This is a genomic window from Pseudomonas arsenicoxydans, assembly GCF_900103875.1.
GTDB classification, from domain to species: Bacteria; Pseudomonadota; Gammaproteobacteria; order Pseudomonadales; family Pseudomonadaceae; genus Aquipseudomonas; species Aquipseudomonas arsenicoxydans.
The window spans coordinates 4,964,787-4,979,440 of the sequence record NZ_LT629705.1 but is presented as its reverse complement, the minus strand read 5'-3'; the positions used below and the strand labels follow the sequence as shown (position 1 = coordinate 4,979,440).

The window sequence follows — 14,654 nt, the reverse complement described above, 5'->3', positions numbered from 1 at the left end:
TGAAAAAATGACACCGTTACCGCAGGCTTCGAATTTTGCCCACGACCACATGTTCCTGGGTGCTTCCCATGATGAAAACGCCCGCCGCACCTGGTGGGTGGTGGCGCTGACCTTCGTCATGATGATCGGCGAGATTGCCGCCGGTTACATCACAGGTTCCATGGCGCTCCTGGCCGATGGTTTCCACATGGCGACCCATGTCGCGGCCTTGGGCATCGCGGCGGCGGCCTATGGTTTCGCCCGACGGCATGCCAGCAACGCCCGCTACAGTTTTGGCACCGGCAAGGTCGGTGATCTGGCCGGTTTTGCCTCGGCCATGGTGCTCGGGCTGGTGTCGCTTGGCATTGCCGTGGAGTCCGTCCTGCGGCTGTTCCAGCCGACCACCGTAGCCTTTACAGAGGCGACGGTGATTGCCGTGATCGGGCTGGCGGTGAACATTGCCAGTGCCTTTCTGTTGATGGGGAATCATGGGCATCACGGCCATGATCATGGTCATAGCCACGACCATGACCACGGCCATCATCACGACAACAACCTGCGCTCGGCCTACGTCCACGTGCTGGCCGATGCCTTGACCTCGGTGCTTGCGATCGCGGCCTTGCTGGCCGGTCGTTACCTGGGCTGGGTCTGGCTGGACCCGGCGATGGGCATCGTCGGTGCCATTGTCATTGCCAAATGGGCCTATGGCCTGATGCGCGACAGTGCGGCGGTGTTGCTCGACACCACCGATGAGCCAGTGGCTGCTGAAATTCGTGAGTTACTGGCGACCGATGACGTGCGCATCAGTGACCTCCACGTCTGGCAGGTCGGGCCTGGTGCGCGGGCGGCGATTGTCAGTGTCGTGGCCAGCGCTTCAGTCAGTGCCGACACCATTCGTGAACGCCTGGCGCCGGTTCATGAGCTGTCTCACCTGACGGTGGAGTTTCGCACCGCTTGACGCCGCGTGCGGGTCCATCGTTGAAATGCGGCAGGCGGCCGTTGAGGGAAGGGCGGTAGTGCCAGCTCAGGCAATCCCAATCGGGCCGATGGGTCAGGATCTCCTTCAGCGTCGCCCTGGCGATCTCCAGCGCCAACATCTGCCCCGGACATTGATGACGCCCCGCGCCAAAGGTAAAACTGCGGCGTTGTGGGCGATCCAGCATAAACGCGTCGGGACGCTCATTGAGCTGCGGATCGCGATTGGCCGACGCCAGCAGCACCAGAATCACATCGCCTGAATCGAGGTGAACACCGTCAATCTCACACGGGGCAACGACGAACCGCCGGGTATTCTGCACCGACGGATCAAAGCGCTGAACTTCTGCAATCAAGTGGTCAACGCGCGTCGATTCGCTGCGCAACGACGGGTTTCGAATCAACGCCAACAGCGCGTTGCCGATCAGCCCGGCGGTGGCCTCATACGTCTGGGAAAACAGCCCGATCAGGTTGGCAATCAGCTTTTCATGGTCGGCGGCGAAACGTTGGCGAATCCCGGCGAGCAGTGCGCTTTTGTTGTCCGGATCCTCCAGCAGCTCAACGAAATACTCCCTCAATTGCTCCGCCGCTCCCTGCGCCGCCTGGAGTTGCGCCAGATCACTGAGCGGCGACAGGCACGCGACGAAATCCGCCGTCAGCTCGCTGATAGCCCGACCCTGGGCCGGTGAGAACCCCAGCAACGCCGCCACCACACAAACCGGCCCGCGGAACATGGCGTTGTACAACCCCGCGGCGTCCGGCGTGATCAGCCGCGCGCTCACCAGCGCCTCGACTTCGCTCACATCAATCAGCGCCAGCCCCGGCTCAATCGCCGACCTCGGACAGCGGTGGCGTTCGCCCTCGTTCATGCGCATCAATTGTGCAAACACCTGGCCGGCCATGCCGCCCACTATCGCCTTGGGCACCGGCTCGTGGGACGGCCGCACATGGCAATCGGGATGCGCCAGCACGGCAGCGACAGCGCGGGCGCTGCTCGCCACCCACAGTTTCAGCCCTTGATGAAAAACCATTCCGCCCTCGGCGCGCAGTTGGGCGTAATAAGGATAAGGATCGGCATGAGTTGCAGCGATGATCGGGTCCATGGGTCGCAGCCTTGTTCGTGGTGGAGAAAGTGTTGCTACTATCTCCAGTTCGCAAAGGCCTTGATTCGTTCGGGAACGAAATATGAACGTTGAACAACACGACATCGGCGTCTCTCAGGTGGCAGCGGCCATTGCAGAGCCTGCCCGGACGAAAATCCTCTGCTCGCTGATGGACGGCCACGCCCGCACCAGCACCGAACTCGCAGCCGTTGCCGAAGTCAGTGCGTCCACGGCCAGCGCGCATTTGGCCAAGCTCAAGGAACTGGCGCTGGTGCGGTTGCACGTGCAGGGCCGCCATCGTTATTACAGCCTCGCCGACAAGCGCGTCGCCCAGGCGCTGGAAGCGCTGATGGTGATCGGCCAGAACAACGCGCCGGCCTTCAGCTCACGGACGCCGGATCGGCTGCAGTTCGCCCGCACCTGTTACGACCACATGGCCGGCACTCTCGCGGTGCTGCTGCATGACCGGATGATCGACGCCGGATGGTTGCTGGAAACCGACGAGCAGGTTTATCAGCTCAGCACCAGTGGCGAGGCTCTGTTCGCCGGGTTGGGCATCGAGGTCAAGGACCTGAATACGCTGCGCCGCCGCTTCGCCTGCCCGTGCCTGGACTGGAGCATGCGCCGCCCGCACCTGGGCGGCTCATTGGGCGCGGCGTTGCTGCAAACCGCCATCAAGCGCAAATGGCTGACCCAGGACCTGGACAGTCGGGCGCTGGCGTTGACGGCGGTCGGGCGCAAGGAAATCGGCAGCCGCTTCGCCGTTGAGTTGCCGGCTCAAGTCGCAACCGCTCGACCCACACCTGCCGAGTCTCGCCGTCGTGCGAGCGCCAGCCCGACGACTTAGCGACTGGCCGAGGCCATGAGCACACCAAAACCGGCAAAGGTCACCCCTGACACTTTCGCGGCCAGCCAGGCACCTTTTGGGCTCGACAACCAGCCTTTGGCGGCATTGGCGAGCAGCGCATAACTGCCATGCACCAGGATCACCAGCACCGCGTAAGAGGCGACCAGTTTGAAAAACTGGCTGGTGAAGTGCGCAGAGGTGTCGATGAATTGCGGGAACACCGCCAGGAAGAAAAACACCGCCTTGGGGTTCAGGAACTGGATCGATGCCGCTTCAAGAAAGCGATAGCCCGGGCTTGAGGGCCGGGTTTGCAGCAGCGATCTGGAACGGTCCGAGCGCCAGCTCTTGAACCCCAGGTACAACAAATACGCGGCCCCTGCGTATTTCAATACGGTAAAGGCATGGGCCGAAGTGCTGAGGATCAGGCCCACACTGGTGGCGCTGATGGCAGCGACGATGAACGCCCCCGAGGCGATGCCGAAAATCCCCGGCAACGCCCCCGTCCAGCCGTGTCTGGCCGCATTGGACAGGGTCAGCAGTACGCCGGGCCCGGGGCTCAGAATGGTCAGCGTGGCGAAAAGCAAAAACAGTCCGTAGTTGTTCATGGCGTGCTCCGTCAGGTGGCGCTGGCTGCGTGCGGGCAGATTGGCGTGACGCAATGCGCGTGACAAACGCTTTAATTACAGCGCATAGGTGACTAAATTAGACGCATGAATAATCAACTACCCCCGCTCAACGCTGTTCGCGCCTTTGCTGTCGCTGCTCGTCATCAGAGCTTCGCCCTGGCGGCCGAAGAACTGCATGTCAGCCACAGTGCGGTCAGCCGACACATCAAATTGCTTGAAGAACATCTGGGCGTGTTGTTGTTTGAGCGACGCATCCGGCAGTCTCTGCTGACGCCGGCCGGCCAGCGATTTTATGGGCAGGTGAGTGCCGGATTGGCGCAGATCGCCAACGCCGCCGCCGAACTCAAGCGGCATGCCGCGCTACCGGTGGTGAAGATCAATGTCCGCCCGTCCTTTGCCCAACTGTGGCTGGAACCCAGGCTCGCGGATTTCATGGCGCAATACCCGGGCATCACCCCGCAGGTGATAACCCAGACCCAGGCCCCCGATCATCCCCGCGACGGGTTTGACGTCGTCATTCGCCGTGGCCGCGACGACTGGGCGCCGGCGATTGAAGCGCGCCCCCTGTTTGAAGACGAACTGCTGCTGGTCGCGGCGCCCTCGCTGATCGAACAGCAGCCACTGGCAGACCTCGCTGGACTGGAGCTGCACACGTTGCTGACCGCCAAGGCGCGCCGCGAAGACTGGCATAACTGGGCCATGCACTTCGGCCAACGCCAGTCAGCCGCTCAGGCCACCCGTCAATTCGATCACATGCACCTTGTGCTTCAGGCTGCCGTCGAAGGGCAGGGCATCGCCTTGTGCCCGACCTCGTTACTCGGCACGCACCTGTGCAGTGGACGCCTGATCTGCCCGTTACCCGAATTGCGCATGCCGCTGCCGCGCTATTACTACGGCGTGGCGCCGGATGTGACGGCGTCTGCGCGAGTATTTGTGGAGTGGTTGTTTGCCCGGATTGCTCAGGATGAGCATCAGGCGACCAAGGGTGCGTTCGCGACTTGAACCACGGGCATCGACGCGATACTGTGTATCCATCCAGTATAAGGCGTGCCCCATGGAACTCATCGACAAGCTCAGCATTCTCGCCGACGCCGCCAAGTACGACGCGTCGTGCGCCAGCAGCGGTGCACCCAAGCGCAGTTCCGAGGGCAAGAGCGGGCTGGGTTCGACCAACGGCATGGGCATTTGCCATAGCTATACGCCGGATGGGCGCTGCGTTTCGCTGCTGAAGATTCTGCTGACCAACTTCTGTCTGTACGACTGCCAGTATTGCGTCAATCGTCGCTCCAGTGATGTGCCACGCGCACGCTTCACGCCCGAAGAAGTGGTGACGCTGACCCTGGATTTCTACCGACGCAACTGCGTCAGTGGACTGTTTCTCAGCTCCGGGATCATACGTTCGGCGGACTACACCATGGAGCAACTGATTCGCGTGGCCAAGCTGCTGCGCGAAGAGCATGAGTTCCGCGGTTACATCCACCTCAAGACCATTCCCGAAGCCGACCCCGCGCTGATCGAGGAGGCGGGGCGCTACGCCGATCGCTTGAGCGTGAACATCGAGTTGCCCACTGATGCCAGCCTGCAAACCCTGGCCCCCGAGAAGCAGCTGGGATCGATCAAGCAAGCGATGCAGACCATCTACACCGGCGTACAAACCGTGCTCAACGAGCCGCGCGCACCGAAATTTGCTCCGGCCGGGCAGAGCACGCAGATGATCGTCGGCGCCGATGACACCGACGACAGCACCATCCTTCACAGTGCCCAGGCGCTGTATGGCAACTTCCGTTTGCGGCGGGTCTATTACTCGGCGTTCAGTCCGATCCCCAACAGCCCGAAAAGCGTGCCGTTGGCCGCGCCGCCGTTGATGCGTGAGCATCGCTTGTATCAAGCGGATTTCCTCTTGCGCAGCTACGGCTTCACCGCTGGTGAGCTGTTCAAGGGCCCCGGGCACCTGGCGCTCGACATAGACCCGAAACTGGCGTGGGCGCTGGAGAATCGCGAGGTCTTCCCGCTGGACCTCAATCACGCCGAGGCATCGTTGATCGCGCGCATCCCCGGCATTGGCTTGCGCACCACCGAGCGTTTGGTGGAACTGCGTCGTCAGCGCCGCATCCGCTATGAGGATCTGACCCGAATGCGCTGCGTCCTGGCCAAGGCCAAGCCGTTCTTTATCACCAGCGATTACCACCCGCAGCAGGCGGAGGTCACCAGTCATCTGCTGTATCAGCAATTGCGCGACCGACCAGCCCCACAACAGATGGGGTTGTGGGGGTGATCCATCTCGATTGCGACGACCTGTTCGACACCTGGCGCCAACAGGCACGCTGGCTGCTCAGTCATGAGGTGGACCCCAGCCTGGTGAGTTGGGCCAGTGAAGGTGTGGCCGACCTGTTCGCCAGTGACGATGCGCCGCCCGAAACCCTGGGGCCGTTTCAGGCCCGGATCCCGCGAACGCTATTGGACACCCTGGAACGCGCTGCCCGTTATCGCGGTGATCAGCGGTGGAGCTTGTTGTACGAAGTGTTGTGGCGGGTCAGCCATGGTGACCGCACAGCGGTGTTGGCGGGTGACAAATTAGGCAGTGAATTACAGAGAAGAATCAAGCAGATACAGCGTGAAGCTCATCATCTACATGCATTTGTGCGTTTCGTCGCGATGCCTGAAGGCGAGGGCCCGCACTATGTCGCCTGGCACGAACCGGCCCATGACATCCTGCACAGCGCCAGCGAACATTTCATCGGTCGCATGGGCCGCCATCGCTGGTTGATTGCGACACCTCGGGACGGTGTTTACTACGATGGCGAGCAGTTGATCCACCAACGACGCTGTCCGATTGAATGGCAGCAACTGGCACAAAACGCCGACGATCCGCACAGCGACATGTGGTTGACCTACTACAGCCATATCTTCAATCCGGCGCGATTGAACCCGACGGTGATGCAAGGGCACTTGCCGATGCGGTTCTGGAAGAACCTGCCGGAAGGCGCGCTGATTCCGGGGTTGATCATTCAGGCTCGCACAGGCAAGCAGCAGGACGGTCAGGCCAGCGGGATCAAGGGCAGGGGTGGTAAGCGCATTACGTTGGCAGACGCCGAGCGTCTTCAGAATCCATAAAAAACCCGCTGGACGCACAGGCGCCCAGCGGGTTTTTGTTGTGGCGGATGTCAGGTCAAACCTTAACGATCCAGCCCGTAGGTGCTTCGACGTCGCCAGTCTGCACACCGGTCAGCTCTTTGTAGAGCTTCTGGGTGACGGGACCGACTTCGGTCTCGCTGTGGAACACGTGCAGGTGGTCGTTGTAGCTGATGCCGCCGATCGGAGTGATCACGGCAGCGGTACCGCAAGCGCCGGCTTCCTTGAAGTCGGAGAGCTTGTCGATGAACACGTCGCCTTCAACCACTTCCAGGCCGAGACGCGATTTGGCCAGTTCGATCAACGACAGGCGGGTGATGCCTGGCAGGACCGACGGCGAGTTCGGCGTGACGAACTTGTTGTCGTGGGTGATCCCGAAGAAGTTGGCCGAGCCGACTTCTTCGATTTTGGTGTGGGTCATCGGGTCCAGGTAGATGGCGTCAGCGAAGTGCGCCTTCTTGGCCTGGGAACCTGGCATCAGGCTGGCGGCGTAGTTGCCACCGACCTTGGCCGCGCCGGTGCCTTGTGGGGCCGCACGGTCGTAGCTGGAGATCAGGAAGTTGTGCGGAGTCAGGCCACCCTTGAAGTAGGCGCCAACCGGGATGCAGAAAATCGAGAAGATGAATTCCGGTGCGGTACGCACGCCGATGTTGTCACCCACGCCGATCACGAACGGACGCAGGTACAGCGCGCCGCCAGTGCCGTAAGGCGGAATGAAACGCTCGTTTGCACGGACCACTTCCTTGCACGCTTCGATGAACTGCTCGGTGGACACCTGTGGCATCAGCAGGCGACCGCAGCTGCGTTGCATGCGTGCGGCGTTCTGATCCGGGCGGAACAGATTGATCGAGCCGTCCTTGCAACGATAGGCCTTCAGGCCTTCGAAGCATTGCTGGCCATAGTGAAGGGCAGTGGAGCCTTCGCTGATGTGCAGCACATTGTCTTCGGTCAGGGTGCCTTTGTCCCACTCGCCATTACGCCAGTGCGACAGATAGCGCTTGTCTGTCTTGATGTAGTCAAAACCCAACTTGTCCCAATTGATGCTTTCGTTACCCATGACACCCTCTATCACTTAACAACCGCCGAAACGGTTCAAGGCTTCTGACGTTTTTTGGATGGGGACAACAATACTTCATTCCGGGCCCGTTTCGCAGCCCGGAATGCGATCTCTCTCGCACTGATCGTTCCCACGCTCTGCGTGGGAATGCCTCAATGGACGCTCTGCGTCCGCTTCTAGGACGCGGAACGTCCCGGGCTGCATTCCCAAGCAGAGCGTGGGAACGATCAGTTAAAGATGCAGCGCGTGGCCCAATGCCCGCAGCGCAGCTTCCTGTACCGCTTCGCCCAGTGTCGGGTGTGCGTGGATGGTGCCGGCGATGTCTTCCAGTCGCGCGCCCATTTCCAGGCTCTGGCCGAAGGCGGTCGACAACTCTGAAACACCGACCCCGACAGCCTGCCAACCGACGATCACATGATTGTCGCGGCGCGCCACGACGCGCACGAAGCCGCTTTTGGATTCCAGCGTCATCGCCCGGCCATTGGCCGCGAACGGGAAGCTCGACACGATGCAGTCCAGCCCCGCAGCCTTGGCTTCGTCCGGGGTTTTACCGACCACCACCAGTTCCGGGTCGGTAAAGCATACGGCGGCGATGGCGGTCGGGTTGAACTCGCGGTGTAGACCGCTGATCAGTTCTGCGACCATTTCGCCCTGGGCCATCGCCCGGTGCGCGAGCATCGGTTCGCCGCTCAGGTCGCCGATGGCATACACGTTACGCATGCTGGTCTGGCAACGGTTGTCGATCTTGATCGACGAACCGTTCATGTCCAGGTTCAGCGCTTCGAGGTTCCAGCCCTGGGTGTTGGGTTTGCGACCGACGGCCACCAGCACCTGATCCGTTTCCAGGTTCAGCGTCTCGCCGCCCGGCTCCAGAACTTGCAGAGTATTGCTAGCAGAATCAAAGCCTTGGACGCTGTGCTTCAAGTAAAGCTTCACGCCGAGTTTTTTCAGTTCGTCGTGCACCGGTTGGGTCAATTCAGCATCGTAGGCCGGCAGGATGCGATCCTGAGCCTCGACCACACTGACCTCGGCGCCGAGCTTGCGATAGGCAATCCCCAGCTCCAGACCGATGTAGCCGCCACCCACTACCACCAACCGTTTCGGCACAGACGTCGGCGCCAGGGCCTCAGTGGAGGAGATGATCGGACCGCCAATCGGCAGCATCGGCAGGTTCACGCTTTTCGAACCCGTGGCCAGCACCAGGTGCTCGCACAGAATCCGCGTGTCGCCGACATCAACGGTTTTGCCGTCGACCACGGTGGCCCAGCCTTGAATGACCTGGACTTTGTTCTTTTTCAGCAGGGCCGCCACGCCCGTGGTCAGGCGATCAACGATGCCGTCCTTCCACTCGACGCTCTTGCTGATGTCGAGGGTGGGTGCCGAAACGCTGATGCCCAGCGCCGAATGCTGGCTGTGATGCTGCGTCTGGTGGAACTGTTCGGCCACGTGAATCAGCGCCTTGGACGGAATGCAGCCGATGTTCAGGCAGGTGCCGCCCAGGGATTGGCCTTCCACCAGGATGGTCGGGATGCCCAGCTGGCCGGCACGGATCGCCGTCACATAACCGCCGGGGCCACCACCGATGATCAGCAGCGTGGTATTCAAAGTCTGTTGCATGACCTACTCCACAAACAGCGTAGCGGGTTGTTCGAGCAGGCCACGAATGGCCTGGATGAATTGCGCCGCGTCCATGCCATCGACCACGCGGTGATCGAACGAGCTGGAGAGGTTCATCATCTTGCGAATCACGATCTGGCCTTTGACCACCATCGGGCGTTCGACGATTTTGTTCACGCCGACGATCGCCACTTCCGGCAGGTTCAGCACGGGCGTGCTGACGATGCCGCCCAACGCGCCGAGGCTGGTCAGGGTGATGGTCGAGCCAGAGAGCTCGTCGCGGGCAGCCTTGCCATTGCGTGCGGCGCTGGCCAGACGGGAGATTTCAGCGGCGTTGTCCCAGAGGCTGCGGGCTTCGGCGTGACGCACCACCGGTACCATCAAACCGATGTCGGCCTGGGTGGCGATGCCCACGTGCACGGCACCGAGGCGGGTGATGACCTGGGCTTCGTCGTCGTAACGGGCGTTGATCTGCGGGAAGTCACGCAGGGCGACGACCAGGGCACGGACCAGAAACGGCAGCAGGGTCAGCTTGCCACGTGTTGCGCCGTGTTTTTCGTTCAGGTGCGCGCGCAGTTCTTCCACGGCCGTGACGTCAATTTCTTCGACATAGCTGAAGTGCGCGGCGCGCTGGGTGGCGTCCTGCATGCGCTGGGCGATCTTGCGGCGCATGCCGATCACCGGAATCTGCTCTTCGTCATTACGCTGGGCGTAAGCGGCGGCAGCAGTCGATTGCGGCTGCTGACCTTGCGCCAGATAGGCGTCGAGGTCTTCGTGCAGCACGCGACCGGCAGGACCGGTGCCACGCACCAGGCGCAACTGAATGCCCAGGTCCAGCGCATGTTTGCGCACGGCCGGGGAGGCCAGTGGGCGCTCATCGGCTTCGCGAGCAACCAGCGGGCCTTGGCACACGGCGGCTGGACGCGGGGCTGCAACCGGTTTGCTGGCCGCCGCAGCTTCAACTTTCGGCGCCGCGACCGGCGTTTCTTTCGCGACAGCGGCCGCAACAGCATGCTGGGCCGACTCTTTAACGTTGCCCGCGCCTTCGACTTCAATACTGATCAGGATGCTGCCGACCGCCATGACTTCGCCCGGCTGTCCACCCAGCGCAATCACTTTGCCGTGGACCGGCGAGGGGATGTCGACCATCGCCTTGTCGGTCATGACATCGGCCAATACCTGGTCTTCGACAACCATGTCGCCGACCTTGACGTGCCACACCGACAATTCAACTTCTGCAATGCCTTCGCCAATGTCCGGCATTTTAATAACGTGCGTGCCCATTCAGACCTCCATAACCCGTTTCAATGCCGCGCCCACACGGGACGGACCAGGGAAATACGCCCACTCTTGCGCGTGCGGGTAGGGGGTGTCCCAACCGGTGACGCGTTCGATCGGCGCTTCCAGGTAGTGGAAGCAATGCTCTTGCACCAGCGCGACCAGTTCGGCGCCGAAGCCGCAGGTGCGGGTCGCTTCGTGAACGATCACGCAGCGGCCGGTTTTCTTCACTGAGTTGACGATGGTTTCAAGGTCCAGCGGCCACAGGCTGCGCAGGTCGATGACTTCGGCATCGATGCCGGTTTCTTCCGCGGCCACTTGCGACACATAAACCGTGGTGCCGTAGGTCAGGATGGTCACGGCCTTGCCCGGACGGGTGATGGCGGCGACGTCCAGGGGCACGGTGTAATAGCCATCCGGCACTTGCGCGGCCGGGTGTTTCGACCACGGCGTTACCGGACGGTCGTGGTGGCCGTCGAACGGGCCGTTGTACAGGCGTTTTGGCTCGAGGAAGATCACCGGGTCATCGTTTTCGATGGAAGCGATCAGCAAGCCCTTGGCGTCGTACGGGTTGGATGGCATGACGGTACGCAGGCCGCAAACCTGGGTGAACATCGCTTCGATGCTCTGGCTGTGGGTCTGGCCGCCGTAGATGCCGCCGCCGCAAGGCATGCGCAGGGTCATCGGGGCGGTGAACTCGCCGGCCGAGCGATAGCGCAAGCGCGCGGCTTCGGAAATGATCTGGTCCGATGCCGGGTACACGTAGTCGGCGAACTGAATCTCGGCCACCGGGCGCAAACCATAGGCACCCATGCCCACGGCGACGCCGACGATGCCGCTTTCGGAAATCGGTGCGTCGAACACTCGGGAAGTGCCGTACTTGGTCTGCAGGCCTTCGGTGCAACGGAATACGCCGCCAAAGTAGCCCACGTCCTGACCGAACACCACGACGTTGTCGTCACGCTCAAGCATCACATCCATGGCCGAGCGCAGGGCCTGGATCATGGTCATGGTGGTCGTGGTCATGGCGGTTTCCAGCTGGATATTGTTGTTGTGGTCGTTCATGTCAGATCCCCAACTCTTGACGCTGGCGCTTCAAGTGCTCCGGCATCTCTTTGTAGACGTCTTCGAACATGGTCGCGGCGCTTGGAATCTGGCCGCCGGCGAGGGTGCCGTACTGTTCGGCTTCTTTCTGCGCGGCAATGACCTGGGCTTCGAGTTCGGCGCTGACGGCGACGTGTTCCTCTTCGGACCACTGACCGATCTTGATCAGGTGCTGCTTGAGGCGGGCAATCGGGTCGCCCAGCGGGAAGTAGCTCCAGTCGTCGGCGGGACGGTATTTGGACGGATCATCGGAGGTGGAGTGAGGGCCGGCGCGGTAGGTGACCCATTCGATCATGGTCGGGCCGAGGTTACGGCGAGCGCGTTCAGCGGCCCAGGCAGAGGCGGCGTAGACCGCGACAAAATCGTTGCCATCAACCCGCAGGGAGGCAATGCCGCATCCGACGCCACGGCCGGCAAACGTAGTGGCTTCACCACCGGCAATCGCCTGGAACGTCGAGATCGCCCACTGGTTGTTGACCACGTTGAGGATCACCGGCGCACGGTAAACGTGGGCGAAGGTGAGGGCGGTGTGGAAGTCGGATTCAGCGGTGGCACCGTCGCCGATCCAGGCCGAGGCGATTTTGGTGTCGCCCTTGATCGCCGAAGCCATGCCCCAGCCCACGCCCTGCACGAACTGGGTGGCGAGGTTGCCGGAAATGGTGAAGAAACCGAAGTCTTTGACCGAATACATGATCGGCAGCTGACGGCCCTTGAGCGGATCGCGCTCGTTGGACAGCAGTTGGCAGATCAGGTCCACCAGCGGCACGTCTCGCGCCATCAGGATGCTTTGCTGGCGGTACGTCGGGAAGCACATGTCATCGACGTTCAACGCCAGGGCCTGGCCGCTGCCGATGGCTTCTTCGCCGAGGCTCTGCATGTAGAACGACATTTTCTTCTGGCGCTGGGCGACCACCATGCGGTTGTCATAGATCCGCGTCTTGAGCATGGCGCGCATGCCTTTTCGCAAGATCTCGACCGGCACGCCTTCAGCCCATGGACCGAGGGCATTGCCCTGGTCGTCGAGCACGCGAATCAGGCCCTTGGCCAGATCAGCGGTATCGGCAGGCTCAACGTCAATTGGGGGTTTGCGCACCGTGCCGGCGTCGGTCAGACGCAGGTAGGAGAAGTCGGTTTTGCAACCAGGACGGCCCGAGGGTTCGGGAACGTGCAGGTGCAGCGGTTCGTACGCTTGGTTCATGGCTTCTACGCTCGATCTTGTGAATTTCTTGTAGTGAGCTGACCGTCTTTCTTCTGTGGAAGAAATCTTGTCCTACAACAATCATAGGCCCGGCGAAGAAGAATATTTATCTCTGTTTCGTTGCGCTGGAGATCATTTGAGGATAAAAAATCTGCATAAACATAAAAAACAGGTGGTTTTGTCTCATGCGCAAACTGGACCGTACCGATATCGGCATTTTGAACAGCCTTCAGGAGAACGCCCGCATCACCAACGCCGACCTTGCACGCTCGGTCAACCTGTCGCCGACGCCGTGCTTCAATCGGGTCAAGGCGATGGAAGAACTGGGGCTGATTCGTGAGCAAGTGACGCTGCTGGATGCCGACTTGCTGGGGCTGCATGTGAATGTGTTCATTCATGTGAGCCTGGAGAAACAGGTGGAGGAGGCGTTGCAGCATTTCGAGGAAGCGATCTCGGATCGCCCGGAAGTGATGGAGTGCTATCTGATGGCCGGTGATCCGGATTACCTGATTCGCGTGCTGGTGCCGACCATTCAGTCGCTGGAGCGCTTCATGATGGACTTTCTGACCAAGGTCCCGGGCGTTGCCAACATTCGCTCAAGCTTTGCGCTCAAGCAGGTGCGCTACAAAACCGCGCTGCCGTTGCCGGCGAATGGGTTGACGCTGGCCTAAGGGCAGGATCAAAAGATCGCAGCCTCGTTTTACTCGACAGCTCCTACATTGATCGCGCTTTGTAGGAGCTGTCGAGTAAAACGAGGCTGCGATCTTTGAACTCATAGCCGGTTGATCGGAATTTTCAGGTACGTCACGCCGTTGTCCTCGGCCGGCGGAAAATTCCCCGCGCGCACATTGACCTGGATCGCCGGCAGCAACAGCGTCGGCATGCCCAGCCCCGCATCACGATGGGTGCGCATGGCGACAAATGCCGCTTCGTCGACGCCGTCATGCATATGGATATTGCTTTTACGCTGCTCGCCGACCGTGCTCATGCACCGGGATTCGCGGCCCTCGGGCGGGTAATCGTGGCAGACATACAGGCGCACGCTGGCGGGGAAGGCCAGCAGTTTGCGGATCGAGGCGAACATCTGGTTGGCGTTGCCACCGGGAAAGTCGCAGCGCGCGGTGCCGACGTCGGGCATGAACAGCGTATCGCCCGCCAGAATCACATCCCCGTCGATCAAATAGGCCATGTCGGCCGGCGTGTGGCCAGGCACATGCAGGGCCGTGGCCTTGAGGTTGCCGATCATGAACGATTCGTCCGGCTCGAACAGATGGTCGAACTGCGAACCGTCACTGCGAAACGCCGGCTCAAGGTTGAACAGGCTCTTGAACACCCCCTGAACCTTGCTGATCGACTGACCGATTGCAATCTTGCCGCCCAGCTCGCGACGCAGATACGGTGCCGCCGATAGGTGATCGGCATGGGCGTGGGTTTCCAGCAACCATTGCACTTGCAGCTGATGTTCACGCACGAAGGCAATGATTTTATCCGCCTGGGTGGTGGCGGTGCGTCCAGCGGCGGGGTCGTAGTCGAGCACCGGATCGACGATTGCGCACTGGCCGCCATCGTCTTCGAAGATCACGTAACTGTAGGTCGACGAGGCGGGGTCGAGGAAGGCTTCAATCAAGGCAGGCATGGTGGCAGATTCTATTGGGACGAGCTTTGAGGGTAGTGTCATTTTCCCTGTGCTGACCAGTCCCGCGTGAATTGATGAAGGAAATTTTCCCCGCGGGCTCTA

14 protein-coding genes are annotated in these 14,654 nt (G+C 61.2%); 6 read left to right on the top strand and 8 right to left on the bottom strand.

Annotated elements, in window-relative coordinates; translation table 11 throughout:
* Positions 1-7: 7 nt before the first annotated feature.
* Complete coding sequence (dmeF, locus tag BLQ41_RS23150) at positions 8-937, top strand: CDF family Co(II)/Ni(II) efflux transporter DmeF (protein ID WP_090184881.1); 930 nt, start codon at positions 8-10, stop codon at positions 935-937.
* Here dmeF and BLQ41_RS23145 read toward each other — a convergent pair.
* Positions 858-2,057, bottom strand: coding sequence for a cytochrome P450 (locus BLQ41_RS23145; protein ID WP_090184879.1), 1,200 nt, complete (start codon positions 2,055-2,057; stop codon positions 858-860). The two genes, dmeF and BLQ41_RS23145, sit on opposite strands and share 80 nt — an antisense overlap.
* A gap of 82 nt (positions 2,058-2,139) precedes the next feature.
* Here BLQ41_RS23145 and BLQ41_RS23140 point away from each other — a divergent pair, with 82 nt between their 5' ends.
* A complete protein-coding gene (locus tag BLQ41_RS23140; protein WP_090184877.1) occupies positions 2,140-2,904 on the top strand; it encodes an ArsR/SmtB family transcription factor in 765 nt (254 codons plus the stop codon).
* Here BLQ41_RS23140 and BLQ41_RS23135 read toward each other — a convergent pair.
* The gene (locus tag BLQ41_RS23135) at positions 2,901-3,509 is read right to left on the bottom strand and encodes a LysE family translocator (protein ID WP_090184875.1); all 609 of its coding nucleotides are present in this window, start codon (positions 3,507-3,509) and stop codon (positions 2,901-2,903) included. The genes BLQ41_RS23140 and BLQ41_RS23135 overlap by 4 nt on opposite strands.
* Positions 3,510-3,614: 105 nt before the next feature.
* Between BLQ41_RS23135 and BLQ41_RS23130 the strand changes: the two genes are divergently transcribed.
* From BLQ41_RS23130 to BLQ41_RS23120, 3 genes are read left to right on the top strand one after another with little or no spacing between them, the layout of a single operon-like run.
* The gene (locus BLQ41_RS23130) at positions 3,615-4,532 is read left to right on the top strand and encodes a LysR substrate-binding domain-containing protein (protein WP_090184872.1); all 918 of its coding nucleotides are present in this window, start codon (positions 3,615-3,617) and stop codon (positions 4,530-4,532) included.
* Between the two features lie 52 nt (positions 4,533-4,584).
* Positions 4,585-5,805, top strand: a complete 1,221-nt coding sequence (locus BLQ41_RS23125; protein WP_090184870.1) for a putative DNA modification/repair radical SAM protein — start codon at positions 4,585-4,587, stop codon at positions 5,803-5,805.
* The gene (locus BLQ41_RS23120) at positions 5,802-6,644 is read left to right on the top strand and encodes a TIGR03915 family putative DNA repair protein (protein ID WP_090188777.1); all 843 of its coding nucleotides are present in this window, start codon (positions 5,802-5,804) and stop codon (positions 6,642-6,644) included. The genes BLQ41_RS23125 and BLQ41_RS23120 overlap by 4 nt, the downstream gene beginning before the upstream one ends.
* Before the next feature lie 55 nt (positions 6,645-6,699).
* On the opposite strand, the gene BLQ41_RS23115 is transcribed toward BLQ41_RS23120, so the two are convergent.
* From BLQ41_RS23115 to BLQ41_RS23095, 5 genes are all read right to left on the bottom strand, one after another.
* A complete protein-coding gene (locus BLQ41_RS23115) occupies positions 6,700-7,719 on the bottom strand; it encodes a branched-chain amino acid aminotransferase (RefSeq protein WP_090184867.1) in 1,020 nt (339 codons plus the stop codon).
* 231 nt (positions 7,720-7,950) lie between these two features.
* The gene (lpdA, locus tag BLQ41_RS23110; RefSeq protein ID WP_090184864.1) at positions 7,951-9,336 is read right to left on the bottom strand and encodes a dihydrolipoyl dehydrogenase; all 1,386 of its coding nucleotides are present in this window, start codon (positions 9,334-9,336) and stop codon (positions 7,951-7,953) included.
* Between the two features lie 3 nt (positions 9,337-9,339).
* Entirely contained in the window at positions 9,340-10,620 is a 1,281-nt protein-coding gene (locus BLQ41_RS23105; RefSeq protein WP_090184861.1) for a dihydrolipoamide acetyltransferase family protein, read from the bottom strand.
* A complete protein-coding gene (locus tag BLQ41_RS23100; protein ID WP_090184858.1) occupies positions 10,621-11,679 on the bottom strand; it encodes an alpha-ketoacid dehydrogenase subunit beta in 1,059 nt (352 codons plus the stop codon).
* A 1-nt stretch (position 11,680) separates the two neighbouring features.
* On the bottom strand, positions 11,681-12,916 hold the full coding sequence (locus BLQ41_RS23095) for a 3-methyl-2-oxobutanoate dehydrogenase (2-methylpropanoyl-transferring) subunit alpha (RefSeq protein WP_090184855.1): 1,236 nt from the start codon (positions 12,914-12,916) through the stop codon (positions 11,681-11,683).
* 185 nt (positions 12,917-13,101) lie between these two features.
* Here BLQ41_RS23095 and bkdR point away from each other — a divergent pair, with 185 nt between their 5' ends.
* The gene (gene bkdR, locus BLQ41_RS23090) at positions 13,102-13,587 is read left to right on the top strand and encodes a Bkd operon transcriptional regulator BkdR (protein ID WP_008149727.1); all 486 of its coding nucleotides are present in this window, start codon (positions 13,102-13,104) and stop codon (positions 13,585-13,587) included.
* A gap of 101 nt (positions 13,588-13,688) precedes the next feature.
* Here the strand turns inward: bkdR and BLQ41_RS23085 are convergent, their stop codons facing one another.
* Positions 13,689-14,552, bottom strand: coding sequence for an MBL fold metallo-hydrolase (locus BLQ41_RS23085; RefSeq protein ID WP_090184852.1), 864 nt, complete (start codon positions 14,550-14,552; stop codon positions 13,689-13,691).
* Positions 14,553-14,654: the final 102 nt, after the last annotated feature.